The sequence below is a fragment of the Pseudomonas sp. SZ40 genome (assembly GCF_052958135.1).
The window spans coordinates 1-13451 of the sequence record NZ_JBQWIF010000050.1; the positions used below are offsets into that span (position 1 = coordinate 1).

Consider the following 13451-nt stretch of genomic DNA (forward strand, 5'->3'; position numbering starts at 1 on the left):
GCCCGCTTGCGGGCGATGCACTAGCGGCCGTTCTGCAAATGGCGGCACGGCCACCAATCGCCGGCAAGAGCTAGGCGGCCCCGGCTCCTACGCGACCGCATGGATACCAGAGCCCTGTAGGAGCCCGCTTGCGGGCGATGCACTAGCGGCCGTTCTGCAAAATGGCGGCATGGCCACCAATCGCCGGCAAGGGCTAGGCGCCCCCCGGCTCCTACGCGACCGCATGGATACCAGAGCCCCGTAGGAGCCCGCTTGCGGGCGATGCACTAGCGGCCGTTCTGCAAATGGCGGCACGGCCACCAATCGCCGGCAAGAGCTAGGCGCCCCCGGCTCCTACGCGACCGCGTGGAATTCAGAGCCCTGTAGGAGCCCGCTTGCGGGCGATGCACTAGTGGCCGTTCTGCAAAATGGCGGCACGGCCACCAATCGCCGGCAAGGGCTAGACGCCCCCGGCTCCGATGCCATCGCGTGGAATTCAGAGCCCTGTAGGAGCCCGCTTGCGGGCGATGCACTAGCCGCCATTCTGCAAAATGGCGGCACGGCCACCAATCGCCGACCTACTGTGCGATTGGCGCCGGTGCTTGCAGCCCCAGGCGCTCGAACATCACCCGGGCGATTTCCCGTTCGCCCATCACCACCAGGTCGGCGTTGTGTTCGCGCAGATAATCGACTTCATCGTCGAAGTGAGCGCGGGCGATGATGTCCAGTCCGGCATTCGCCTGACGGCCATGCAGAGCGATCTGCCCGGCCTCCAGGCTGTTGGGGATGGCGATCATCAGCCAGCGCGCCTGGGCGACGTTGGCCAGTTCCAGCACGTGGGTGCTCGCGGCGTTACCGAGCACCACGCTGAAGCCTTCTTCACGCAGTTCCTGGGCGCGGGTTCGGTTGTCGTCGATGATCACCAACGGCACGCCCTCGCCACGCAGGCGCTTGCTGATGCGGCTGCCTACCCGGCCATGACCGATGAGAATGGCGTGGCCGACTTCGCTGATCGGGTGCAGGTCGTTGTCTTCGCTGTCCGCGGCGCTGACCTGATCGGCTGGCGTGGTGTGCTCGCGGCGATCCAGCCATGGCTGCAGGCGGTCGATCAGCAGGAACAGCAGCGGGTTGCAGAGGATCGACAGGATCGCGCCGGCCAGCACCAGATCGCGGCCCGCTTCCGGCACCAGATTCAGGCCGATGCCCAGGCCGATCAGGATGAACGAGAACTCACCGATCTGCGCCAGGCTCACCGAGATGGTCAGCGCCGTGCTCAGCGGTTTGCGGAACGCCAGCACGATGAGCATCGCCGCCAGGGATTTGCCGAGCACGATGACCAGGAAGGTGCCCAGGACCAGCAGTGGCTGCTCGAGCAGGATCGCCGGATTGAACAGCATGCCCACCGACACGAAGAACAGCACGGCAAAGGCGTCGCGCAGCGGCAGCGAATCTTCGGCGGCCTTGTGGCTGTACTCCGACTCGTTGAGGATCATCCCGGCGAAGAAGGCGCCAAGGGCGAAGGACACCCCGAACAGCTGCGCCGAGCCGTAGGCGATGCCCATGGCGATGGCCAGCACGGCCAGGGTGAACAACTCCCGCGAACCGGTACCGGCGCTGCGCTCCAGCAGCCAGGGAATGACCCGGCGCCCGACCACGACCATCAGCGCGACGAAGGCGGTGACCTTGCCGAGGGTGATCAGCAACTGCATGCCGATGCTGCTGGAACCGTCGCCCTGGGGAATGCCACCGAGCACACCGGACAGTGCCGGCAGCAGTACCAGGGCCAGGACCATCACCAGATCTTCGACGATCAGCCAGCCCACGGCGATCTTGCCGCGGCGGGTATCGATCAGTTGGCGTTCTTCGAGCGCGCGCAGCAGCACCACGGTACTGGCCACCGACAGCGCCAGGCCGAACACCAGGCCGGCGCCCCAGCCCCAGCCCATCGCCCAGGACAGGCCCATGCCCATTGCCGTGGCCACGGCGATCTGTACCACGGCTCCAGGAATGGCGATGTGTTTGACCGACATCAGGTCTTTCAGAGAGAAGTGCAGGCCCACGCCGAACATCAGCAGGATGACGCCGATCTCGGAGATTTCGTGGGACAGCTCCTTGTCGGCAACGAAGCCGGGTGTGAAAGGGCCGACGATTACGCCAGCGAGCAGATAGCCTACCAGTGGCGACAGGCGCAGGCGGTTGGCCAGGCTGCCGAACAGGTAGGCCAGCACGAAGCCGGCGGCGATTGTCGCAATCAGAGGTGTGTGGTGAGGCATGCGTTCTCCCTATGAACAGAAGGGCCCGGCATGCCTGCACTGCAGGGGGATACAGCGCAGAACAGCGTAGCGGCCGAGGTCGGATTGCCCGACCGTAAAGATCGATAGTTTATATTAAAATACTGTTTATAACTAAAAGGTCTTTATACAAAATGTGTCTCTTGCTCTTCGCAGTGCTGTAGACCGCGTCATCCCTCGCCTTTGAGCGCTCGGTAGCGATTTTCCAGCTCCTGGCGGATCTCGCGGCGCTGGTGGCCCTGTTCGAAACGGCGCTGTTCCTCGGAGGTCTGCGGTTGACGGGGCGGTACTTCGGTGGATTTGCCGTTTTCGTCGACCGCCACCATGGTGAAGAAGCAACTGTTGGTATGACGCACCGAGCGCTCGCGGATGTTTTCGGTGACCACCTTGATACCGACTTCCATGGAGGTGCGGCCGGTGTAGTTGACCGAGGCCAGAAAGGTCACCAGCTCGCCGACGTGCACCGGTTCGCGAAAGGTCACCTGGTCCACCGACAGGGTCACCACGTAGCGACCGGCATAGCGGCTGGCGCAGGCATAGGCCACTTCGTCGAGGTACTTGAGCAGTGTGCCGCCGTGTACATTGCCGGAAAAGTTGGCCATGTCCGGGGTCATCAGAACGGTCATCGTCAGTTGGGCGTTTCCGGGTTCCATAGTGTCTGGCTCATCAGGTTGAAAGGGCGCGATTGTCCGCGATGCGTCAGGCGCTGGGTGGTCGATTGTGTCTATGTACTCGATTGCTGCAACGTATGTAAGGGCAATTCACTCTCAGAGCCATGGCCACTCATCCATCAACAAGGAAGACACATGACGCGCACTCTTCTTTCCTTTGCCCTGCTGCCACTGTTCTCCGCCGCGGCCCATGCCGCGCCACAGCCCTGTGACAGCGTCAGCCTGTGCAACTCGGCCGGCACCGCAGCCTATCAGGCCGGACGTTACGATGAGGCTGCAGACGCCTTCGAGCGCCAATTGCGACGCGCCGAACAGGCTGACGACGCGGCCGCCCGCGAGCTGGCGCTGAACAATCTGGTCGTGACCAGTCTGCGCCTCCAGCAGCCGGGCCAGGCAAGGGCCTGGTTGAACCTGGCACTGGACGACGGCATGCAGGGCACGGCCACTCGCCACAACCTGCGTTCGGTGTCCGCCGCGCTGAACTACCAGGCCCTCGGCGCCAGCCTGGAGGGGCGCTATCTGCGCTATGCCGGAGCAGCGGTGTGGAGCAGCCTGGACATCACCCGCCAGCCGGACGGCAGCTACCGTGCATCCTTCTCCCCGCTACGTGCCGGCGGCAAGGTCGAAGAGTACGGCCCTGCTGCCATCGGTAATCTGCAGGGCGCGTTGCAAGGCGAGAAAGCCTATTTCCTGCTGACCGCAGCCGACCTGCCCAGGGGCTGCGCCGTGGAGCTGTTTCACGAAGGGCTGGATATGCGCGTGCTGGAAGTCTTCGACCCGCAATGCCAGCAATACGGCGGCGCCGGCATCAGTGTGGCGGGTGACTATCTGAAGGTGAGCGCCGAGCCGCAGCAGCAGGAACGTTGATCGGCAGCTGCGCAGAATGGTGCCCTGGGTATCGCGGCGCTCGGCCCAGGCTACCGGAGAAGGCTCGCCGCATTCCGTGTACGCCGCGGAGCTGTGCTGGTTGACCCTGCCACCATCACCAGCAAGCTGGCTGCCGCGCGTCATGCCGATCAGTGAAAGGTTTGGTTCATGACGTGGGCGCGGCATCGCACCGAGGCCGACGCTCCCAGAGAGCTCATGGCTTGCCCCCTCAACTGGCGGCAGATTCCGAGCGGTGGCTGACGGTCCTGTGCAGTCGCTCCAGGGGCGCGTGGGGGCGTGCTCGATGCCGGTGAATCGCTCCGGCCGATGCAGGGGCAGTGACCTGCAAACGGCGTCGGGCGTCTTTCTGCAGTACCAGCGGGACCGCATGTGCCGTGCGCTTTGTGGCAAATGTTTCTGAATATTGCCACGTCGCGGCGGGTACGGCTCGGATGTTAACCTGCGGTCAAAGTCGCCCAGCAACGGGCCAATGACCCCCATTCTTCAGCAGGCTCACGTGAGCCATCGAGCAGCCGCCCGAGCTCGCTTGTGCCTGCCCCAAAACAAGGAGCAGTTTCCTCATGCATGCCATCAGCTTCATCCAGGATCTAGCGGTGATCATGCTGGTGGCCGGCGTGGTCACCGTACTGTTCCACCGCTTCAAGCAGCCGGTGGTGCTCGGTTACATCCTCGCCGGCTTCCTGATCGGCCCGCATACGCCGCCGTTCGGCCTGATCCACGATGAAGAGACCATTCGCACCCTCGCCGAACTGGGGGTGATATTCCTGATGTTCTGCCTGGGGCTGGAGTTCAGCCTGCGCAAGTTGTTCAACGTCGGCGCCACAGCCTTCATCGCGGCGTTCCTGGAAATCATCCTGATGATATGGATCGGTTTCGAGATCGGCCGCTATTTCGGCTGGAGCACCATGGATTCGCTGTTCCTCGGCGCGATCCTGGCGATTTCTTCGACGACCATCATCATCAAGGCGCTCGGCGACCTGAAGATGAAGAACGAGCGCTTCGCACAATTGATCTTCGGCGTGCTGATCGTCGAGGACATCCTCGGTATCGGCATCATCGCGCTACTGTCCGGTATCGCCCTGAGCGGTAGCGTGGAAACCGGCGAGGTGTTCGCCACCGTCGGCAAGCTGTCGCTGTTCATGATCGTCGCCCTGGTCATCGGTATCATTCTGGTGCCGCGCATCCTCGCTTACGTGGCCAAGTTCGAAAGCAACGAGATGCTGTTGGTGGCAGTGCTGGGCATGTGTTTCGGTTTCTGCCTGCTGGTGGTCAAGCTCGAATACAGCATGGTGCTGGGCGCCTTCCTGATCGGCGCGATCATGGCCGAGTCGCGTCAGCTGGTGCAGATCGAGCGCCTGGTCGAACCGGTGCGCGACATGTTCAGCGCGATCTTCTTTGTTGCCATTGGCCTGCTGCTCGACCCCAATGTGCTGGTCGAATACGCCTGGCCGATCGCGGTGATCACCGTGGCCGTGATCGTCGGCAAGGTGGTTTCGTGCAGCGTGGGCTCCTTCATCGCTGGCAACGACGGGCGTACTTCGCTGCGCGTCGGCATGGGCCTGTCGCAGATCGGCGAGTTCTCTTTCATCATCGCCACCCTGGGCATGACCCTGCAGGTGACCAGCGACTTCCTCTACCCGGTAGCGGTGGCGGTATCGGTGATCACCACCCTGACCACGCCGTACCTGATCCGCTCGGCCGATCCCCTGGCGGTGAGCCTGGGCAAGGTCATGCCGCAGCGCGTATCGCGGGTGTTCTCGCTGTATGGCGAGTGGCTGCGCAGCATCCAGCCGCAAGGCCAGGGCGCGATCCTGGCGGGGATGATCCGCAAGATCGTCTTGCAGGTGCTGGTCAACCTGGCGTTCGTGGTGGCGATCTTCCTCGGCATCGCCTTCTTCGCCACGCAGATCGGCGCCTGGCTGGCCCAGTGGCTCGATCAGGAGAACCTGCGCAAGGCGGTGATCTGGGGCGCGGCGCTGATCCTGTCGCTGCCGTGCCTGATCGCGGCGTACCGCAAGATCAAGGCGCTCTCCATGCTGCTCGCCGAGATGGGCGTGCGCCAGGAGAAGGCCGGTCGTCATACGGCACGGGTGCGCAAGGTGATTTCCGAGGTGATTCCGCTGCTCTCGCTGGTCGGCATCATGGTGCTGCTGACCGCGCTGTCGTCGAGCATCCTGCCGTCCAACGACATGCTGCTGCTGGTCGGTGTCGTCGCCGCCGGTGTGGTGGCCGTGCTGTGGCGCTGGTTCATCCGCGTGCACACGCGCCTGCAGATCGCCCTGTTCGAAACGCTCGACAAGCCCGAGACTCCCGGGCATCACTGAGGCAGCGACAAGCTTCAAGCCACAAGCTGCAAGAAAAAGCCCCGTACTCGTGAAAGCGAGCACGGGGCTTTGCGTTTGCGTTGCTACAGCAGGTCACCGGGCGGGGGGAAGTGCTGGCGCTCTCTTGCGTATCGCTGCGCTCGATGCCAGGTTGCCCAGGCTGGGTCGGCGCCGAATGCTCGTCTGGCAGCTTGCAGCGGCTGTCATTCCTCCAGCCAGACTTCACGTACCCAATGCCAGACCGAGTCCCAGCTGTCGTCGGTGAGGTCTTCTTCTTCGCCATCCCACAGCAGCACGGTGCCGTCCTGCTCGACGCAGTAGTAGTTGCCCTGATCTTCGCAGATCGGCACCAGCTCCCGGGATACCCCCAGTGACCAGGCGACCGAGGCCACTTCTGGCAGGTAGGTGTGCGACTGCGGGTCGGTGACAGTGACCGGCTCCAGGCGACCGTAGACCACGTCGCTGACCTTGAGCAGGAATTCGCGCAGCTCGAATGGCAGGTTGATGAGGATCTGTTCCTCGATCTCCACCAGCAGTTCTTCTTCCGGCAGCTCCAGAGGTACCGGCACCGGTTCGTTCAGTTCACGCAGTTGTTCGATGACTTCTTCCACGGGCGGCTCCAGTAGAGGTCGGCGATTCTCGGGATTTGGAAAGCACGCAACGCACGAGCGCTCGAACGGCTGTCGTCGGTTGGATGCTTCTGCAATAGCGCAGCTTTTTACGCTGAATGGAAAATAGTCACAAGTCGCAAAAAGGCAAAACGCCATGTCGGTCGGAATGTGGCAATTGCATGGGCCTCGCTGCCACTGACCGGGCGACGCCGCACAGGTTCCAAAGTCCGGGGGCGAAAAACACAAAACCCGGGCAAGCCCGGGTTTTGTCGTCACGCGTGGGATCAGCCGTTCTGGCGGATACCGGCCACCAGCCAGGGCTGGTTGTCGCCAGTCGCGCGCTCGAGGCGCCAGCTTTCGCTGAAGACTTCGCCCTGGTCGAAGCGCGACGTCTTCGATACACCGCTGAAGGTCAGGGTGGCGATGGTCTTGTCGGCGTGGTCGTCGACACCGTCCAGCTGCACGTCGAGGTTGTCGATGTAGGTGGACTGGAAGCCATCACCCAGATCGGCGCGCTCGCGTTTGAGGAACTCCAGCAGTTGCGGGGTCACGAACTCGGCGATCTTGTCCATCTCGTTCGCGTCCCAGTGCTGTTGCAGGCTCAGGAAGTGCTCGCGCCCAGCATTGATGAAGCTCTGCTCGTTGAACCAGGCAGGTGCGTTGATCACCGGCTTGATCGCAGCAGCGCTGCTGCCACCGAAGATCGACGGCTGAGCCGGCTGCGGCTGGCCATGGGCTTCACGCTGGAAGGGAGCGCCACCGGCAGCCGCCACATTCGGCTGCTGCTTCTGGCGACGAGCGGCCAGGAAGCGGAACAACAGGAAGGCGATCAGGCCGAAGATCAGCATGTCCATGATCTGCAGGCCTTCGAAGCCGTCACCCATGAACATCGAAGCCAGCAGGCCACCGGCGGCCAGGCCAGCCAGCGGGCCGAGCCAGCGCGAAGCACCGCTGGCGGCAGCCGGAGTACGGCCAGGCGCAGCGGCGTTGGCGTTGGGCTGGGATGGAGGTGTGGCTTGGCGAGTCTGGTGACTCGGCGCGGAGCCGAAGGATTTGCCGCCGCCCATACGCTTGGCGTCGGCAGTCAAGCTAAAGGACAGGCCCAGACAAACTACCAGGGCAATACTGAGGAAACGCTGCATTATCGGTTTTCTCTTGGTTATTGAAACACTGACGAGCATCTTGCCCGTGGCTGGTCGGCATGACCAGCAACAGAATGTTTCGAGCTTTTGCCCAGCGCAGCGACTGGCGCTGCAAGGGTGGACGTAAAACGGAACCCGCAGGTTCCGTTTCATTCACGGTATCGCGTATCAGCGCCGCTCATCGACGCCTGGCAAGCCAGCCCGCGTTGGGGCCAGCTAGCTGCCTCAACGCCAGTTGTAGAGCTCCTGCTCGGTCACGGCGCCCATCGGCGTGGCTTCGTCCTGGAAGGTCTTCATGGATTTCCAGATGCGGCCGTTGAGGTCGTTCTGGCCTGCCAGGTCTTCGAGCACGGTCTGCGACTCACGCTTCATCGCCGCCAGCACTTCATCGGGGAAGCGCTTGATCGCCACGCCCTGTTCCTTCAACTGAGCCAGCGATTTGGCGTTGTGGAAGACGTAGTCGTCCATCATGTCCAGCGTCGCGGCGCGGGCGGCTTCGACCACGATGGCCTGCAGGTCGGCAGGCAGGCTGTCGAAGGCCTTCTGGTTGACCATGGACTCGACCACGGCCTGCGGTTCCTGCCAGCCCGGGAAGTAGTAGTACTTGGCTGCCTTGTGCAGACCGAAGGCCAGGTCGTTGTAGGGGCTGACCCAGTCGGTAGCATCGATCACGTGGGTTTGCAGGGCGGTGAAGATCTCGCCGCCGGGCAGGTTGACGGTGATCGCGCCGAGTTTGGTCCAGACTTCGCCACCCAGGCCCGGCATGCGGATCTTCAGGCCCTTGATGTCGTCCAGGGAGTTGATTTCCTTATTGTACCAGCCGCCCATCTGCATGGTGGTGTTACCCGCCGACAGCGGTTTCACGCCGTAGGGTGCGTAGGTCTCGTCCCACAGGGCCTGACCGCCGCCCTTGCTAAGCCAGGCATTCATTTCCAGGGTCGACAGGCCGAACGGCACCGAGGAGAAGAACTGCGCCGCCGGAACCTTGCCTTTCCAGTAGTACGGCGTGCCGTGGCCCATTTCGGCGGTGCCGCGGGACACTGCATCGAACACTTCCAAGGCCGGCACCAGCTCACCGGCGGCGTACACCTTGACGGTCAGGCGCCCGGCGCTCATGGCATTGATGCGTTCGGCCAGACGCTCGGCGCCAGTACCCAGGCCCGGGTAGTTCTTCGGCCAGGAGGTGACCATCTTCCAGTGGAAGGTCTCGGCTTTCGCGGCGGCAGCGCTTTGCCCGGCCGCTGGGGTGTCTTCCTTGCAGCCGGCCAGGCCGACGGCAGCGAGCAGCGCCACAGCGGCGCCGAACAGGTTACGGCGGTTCATCGTGTTCTCCCTTGAGGTGTCGAGCAGCGTGCCCAGATTGCTTTTATTATCGGGCGCCGGCCGTTACGGCCAGCACGCCTTGTCTTGCTGCACAGCCCGCTTGTCGCCGGCTCTTACAACGCTTCCAGCTTGGCGTAGGCCAGCATCAGCCACTTGGTGCCTTCGCTTTCGAAGTTCACCTGCACCCGTGCCTGGGGCCCCGAACCCTCGAAGTTGAGGATGGTGCCTTCGCCGAACAGCGAATGCTGCACGTGCTGGCCAAGGCTGAACGGCGTGTCCGGTACCGAACTGCCGGCGAACAGGCTGCTGCCGCTCATGCTGCGGCTGCCGCTGCCGTAGGGGCGGCTGACGCTGTTCGACAGACGCACTTCCTGCAGCAGCTGCGCAGGCACCTCGCGCACGAAGCGCGACACCTTGTTGTAGGTCTCGTTGCCGTACAGGCGACGGGTTTCCGCGTAGCTGATCACCAGATTGTGCATGGCCCGGGTGATGCCGACATAGGCCAGGCGGCGCTCCTCTTCGAGACGGCCGGGTTCTTCCAGGCTCATCTTGTGGGGGAACAGGCCTTCTTCCATGCCAACCAGGAATACCCGTGGGAACTCCAGGCCCTTGGCGCTGTGCAGGGTCATCAGCTGGATGCTGTCTTCGTTCTCGGCGGCCTGGGTATCGCCGGCTTCCAGCGAGGCGTGGCCGAGGAAGGCGGCCAGCGGTGTCTGCTCCTCGTCACCTTCCTCACCCTCGTAGGAGTCGAAGGCGCGAGCGGCGGAGACCAGTTCCTCGAGGTTTTCCACCCGAGCCTGGGCCTTCTCACCCTTCTCGTCGCGGTGATAGGCCAGCAGGCCGGACTGCTCGATGACCAGCTGCGCCATGCTGTGCAGCTGCATGCCCTCGACCTTCAGGGCCAGGGTATCGACCAGTTCGACGAAGGCATTCAGGGCACTGGCGGCGCGCCCGCCGATGACCTTGGTACCCACCGCCTCGTGCAGTGCGGCCCACATCGACAGCTCGTTGGCCCGTGCGAACTGGCGCAGGGTTTCCACCGTCTTCTCGCCAATGCCACGGGCCGGTACGTTGATCACCCGCTCCAGTGCCGCGTCGTTGCCGCGCTGGTGGATCAGGCGCAGATAGGCCATGGCGTTCTTGATTTCGGCGCGTTCGAAGAAGCGCTGACCACCGTAGATGCGGTAGGGAATCTTCTCGCGCAGCAGGGCCTCTTCAAGCACCCGCGACTGGGCGTTGGAGCGATAGAGAATGGCGATCTCGCTGCGCTTGAGGCCTTCCTTGCGCAAGGCATCCTCAATGGTTTCGACCACGTAGCGGGCTTCATCGTGCTCGTTGAAGGCGGCGTACAGGCTGATCAGTTCACCGTCGCCGACATCGGTGCGCAACTCCTTGCCCAGGCGCCCCTGATTGTTGGCGATCAGCGCGTTGGCGGCATTGAGGATGTTCGCCGTGGAGCGGTAGTTCTGCTCCAGGCGGATGATCTCGGCACCGGCGAAATCGCTGTCGAACTGCTGGATGTTCTCGATCTTCGCGCCGCGCCAGCCATAGATGGACTGGTCGTCGTCACCCACCACCATGAGGCTTTCGCCGCCCATGGCGAGGATGCGCAGCCAGGCGTACTGCACGGCGTTGGTGTCCTGGAACTCGTCCACCAGAATGTGCCGGAAACGGCGCTGGTAATGCTCCAGCAGGCCCGCATTGTTGCGCCACAGATCCAGGGCGCGCAGCAGCAGCTCGGCGAAATCGATGACCCCGGCGCGGGCGCAGGCTGCTTCATAGGCCTCGTAGATGCCGCGCATGGTCGCCAGGAACAGATCGCCGCTGGCCTGGATGCCCTGCGGGCGAATGCCTTCGTCCTTCTGCCCGTTGATGAACCACTGCGCCTGTTTCGGCGGCCAGCGCTGCTCATCCAGGCCCAGTTCGCGGATCACCCGTTTGACCAGCCGTTGCTGGTCGTCGGAGTCAAGAATCTGGAAGTTCTCGGCCAGCCCGGCCTCACGCCAGTGGGCACGCAGCAGGCGGTGCGCGAGACCGTGGAAGGTCCCCACCCACATACCGGCCGGGCTCTGCCCAAGCACTTCTTCGATGCGATGACGCATCTCGGCGGCGGCCTTGTTGGTGAAGGTCACCGACAGGATGCTGTGGGGCGAGACGTCCAGCCGCTGGATCAGGAACGCGATGCGATGCACCAGCACGCGCGTCTTGCCTGAGCCGGCACCGGCCAGCACCAACTGATGGCCAGGCGGTGTGGTGACCGCATGGTGCTGGGCTGGATTGAGGGATGTGAGTCGCTGATCGAGGTCATTTTGCATCGCGGCATTCTAGGGGGGTAGGCACGTCATCACAAGCGCTCTTGGCCGGATGGGGCGCGGCTTTCAGCCATTGCGTATGGGCGAGCCCGGCAACACTTTGGCATAACCGTTCAGCAGTTTTTTCAGCCGACGGGGAACCCGGCGGGGCTCAGGCCGTCGTAGCGATCAATCGATTTTCGTTACAGGTAGGGATGCATGGCGGTGCTCAAGGGAGTTGCATGGGTAGGCTTTTGTCTGGGGTTCTTTCCTCTTCTCGCGGGTGCTCAGACGCCGGGTGATCAGGACCTGATCCGCGATCGTCAGGAACGCTTGTTGCAGCAGCAGCAACAGCGCCTGCAGGAGCTGCAACAGCTGCCAGGTCGCGAGGCGCCAGCCCCCGCCGAGCCGGCACCTGGCGATGAACGCTGCTTCGCCATCGAACAGATCGAGATCAGCGGCGCCAGCCTCCTGTCCGAGGCCGACCGCGCGGCGATCCTCGCGCCCTTTGCCGATACCTGCCTGGGCGTCAGCCAGCTCAACGGTCTGCTCAAGGCCATCACCAATCACTACATCGACCGTGGCTACGTCACGACGCGTGCTTACCTGCCGCAGCAGGATCTGTCCGCCCGCACCCTGACGATCACCGTCGTCGAAGGTCGCCTCGAAGGGCTGGACAGCTCGGCCCTGGCCAGTGATCGCGAATTGGCCATGAGTTTCCCGGGTGAGGCTGGCGAGGTGCTCGACCTGCGCGAGCTCGAACAACTGGTCGAAAACCTCAACCGCCTGCCTTCACGTTTCGCCAAGCTGGAGCTGGTGCCAGGCCAGCAGGTCGGTGGCAGCCGCGTGCAGTTGCAGGGCGAACGCCGTAAGCCGTGGCGCGCCAGCCTGTCCCGCCACAATGATGGCCAGCTCAGCACCGGCGAGCAGCAGTGGGGCATCGGCCTGGACTGGGACAGCCCCCTCGGCCTGGCCGACCAGTTGAGCCTGCGCGCGTCGCGCGATGCGGTCAGCGACAGTTACCGGCACTCCCACAGCCAGAGCCTGAACTACAGCGTGCCCTACGGCTGGTGGACGTTCAGCTACAACTACGGGCAGTCCTACTACCGCACCACCGCCGACCTCAACGGGTTCGCCGTGAAAACCGATGGCGACTACCAGAACCATGGGCTGCGTGCCGAGCGTGTGCTGCACCGGGACAGTGTCAGCAAGACCGCCTTCAGCACCGGCCTGAGCCACGTGCGTAGCAACAACTTCCTTCTCGACAATCGGCTCGACCTGTCCAGCCATCGCCTCAGTGAATGGCAGCTGGGCTTCAACCATGGGCGGCGCATCGGCACGGGCTTCGTCAACCTCGACGCCGGTTGGCAGCGCGGCATTGGCGCCTTCGATGCCCAGAGCAATGGCAACCCGCAAGGTGACCAGGGCGTTGCCCGCTACAACAAGTACACCCTGACCCTGAGCTATCTGCAGCCTTTCAATCTCTGGGGGGAACGCTTCAGCTTCGACAGCCTGGCCACCGGGCAAAAGAGCGAAGACGAACTGTTCAGCCCCGCACGCATCAGCATCGGCGGCCTGAACTCGGTACGTGCGTTCAAGGATCAATCACTGTCCGGCAACAGCGGCGGCTACTGGCGCAACCAGTTGCGCTGGACCCGCCCGGTCACCTGGGAGCCGCTGCAGCCCTTCGTGCAGCAGTACGGCGCCGCGCTGGCCTATGACGTCGGCGTGATCAGCCACGACAGCCACAACAGCGGTGCCAGCGGGCGAATGAGCGGCCATGCCCTGGAACTCAGCGCCCGTGGCGAGCACCTGGCCGCGTCGGTGACCTTCGCACATTCCCTGGAACGCCCCGATGCCTTCACCGAGGGTGAACGGCCGGTGTATTTCCGCTTGGATGTCTTTTTCTGATTTCAACGCGTAATGGAGTT

Annotated in this window: 9 protein-coding genes; 3 read left to right on the plus strand and 6 right to left on the minus strand. The window is 63.5% G+C overall.

Going from position 1 to position 13451, the window contains the following annotated elements:
• Positions 1-557 precede the first annotated feature (557 nt).
• Both ybaL and ACT9T4_RS24455 read right to left on the minus strand, forming a co-directional pair.
• Positions 558-2252 (minus strand): YbaL family putative K(+) efflux transporter, encoded by a 1695-nt coding sequence (gene ybaL, locus ACT9T4_RS24450; protein ID WP_042553418.1) that lies wholly within the window; start codon positions 2250-2252, stop codon positions 558-560.
• Between the two features lie 188 nt (positions 2253-2440).
• Positions 2441-2923, minus strand: coding sequence for an acyl-CoA thioesterase (locus tag ACT9T4_RS24455; protein ID WP_042553417.1), 483 nt, complete (start codon positions 2921-2923; stop codon positions 2441-2443).
• A 153-nt stretch (positions 2924-3076) separates the two neighbouring features.
• Here ACT9T4_RS24455 and ACT9T4_RS24460 point away from each other — a divergent pair, with 153 nt between their 5' ends.
• Positions 3077-3808, plus strand: a complete 732-nt coding sequence (locus ACT9T4_RS24460) for a tetratricopeptide repeat protein (protein ID WP_499119413.1) — start codon at positions 3077-3079, stop codon at positions 3806-3808.
• A 581-nt stretch (positions 3809-4389) separates the two neighbouring features.
• Positions 4390-6153: a cation:proton antiporter gene (locus ACT9T4_RS24465; protein WP_042553415.1), complete on the plus strand. Its 1764-nt coding sequence runs from the start codon at positions 4390-4392 to the stop codon at positions 6151-6153.
• A 203-nt stretch (positions 6154-6356) separates the two neighbouring features.
• On the opposite strand, the gene ACT9T4_RS24470 is transcribed toward ACT9T4_RS24465, so the two are convergent.
• The 4 genes from ACT9T4_RS24470 to uvrD all read right to left on the minus strand — a co-directional run bounded on the left by ACT9T4_RS24470 (position 6357) and on the right by uvrD (position 11544).
• Positions 6357-6764, minus strand: coding sequence for an SMI1/KNR4 family protein (locus tag ACT9T4_RS24470; protein ID WP_499119415.1), 408 nt, complete (start codon positions 6762-6764; stop codon positions 6357-6359).
• A 284-nt stretch (positions 6765-7048) separates the two neighbouring features.
• Positions 7049-7906 (minus strand): Tim44 domain-containing protein, encoded by an 858-nt coding sequence (locus tag ACT9T4_RS24475; protein ID WP_042553413.1) that lies wholly within the window; start codon positions 7904-7906, stop codon positions 7049-7051.
• A gap of 225 nt (positions 7907-8131) precedes the next feature.
• On the minus strand, positions 8132-9229 hold the full coding sequence (locus ACT9T4_RS24480) for a TRAP transporter substrate-binding protein (protein WP_499119417.1): 1098 nt from the start codon (positions 9227-9229) through the stop codon (positions 8132-8134).
• A 113-nt stretch (positions 9230-9342) separates the two neighbouring features.
• Positions 9343-11544, minus strand: coding sequence for a DNA helicase II (gene uvrD, locus ACT9T4_RS24485; RefSeq protein WP_179539498.1), 2202 nt, complete (start codon positions 11542-11544; stop codon positions 9343-9345).
• Between the two features lie 195 nt (positions 11545-11739).
• On the opposite strand from uvrD, the gene ACT9T4_RS24490 reads away from it, so the two are divergent.
• On the plus strand, positions 11740-13431 hold the full coding sequence (locus ACT9T4_RS24490) for a ShlB/FhaC/HecB family hemolysin secretion/activation protein (RefSeq protein WP_499119419.1): 1692 nt from the start codon (positions 11740-11742) through the stop codon (positions 13429-13431).
• Positions 13432-13451 lie beyond the last annotated feature (20 nt).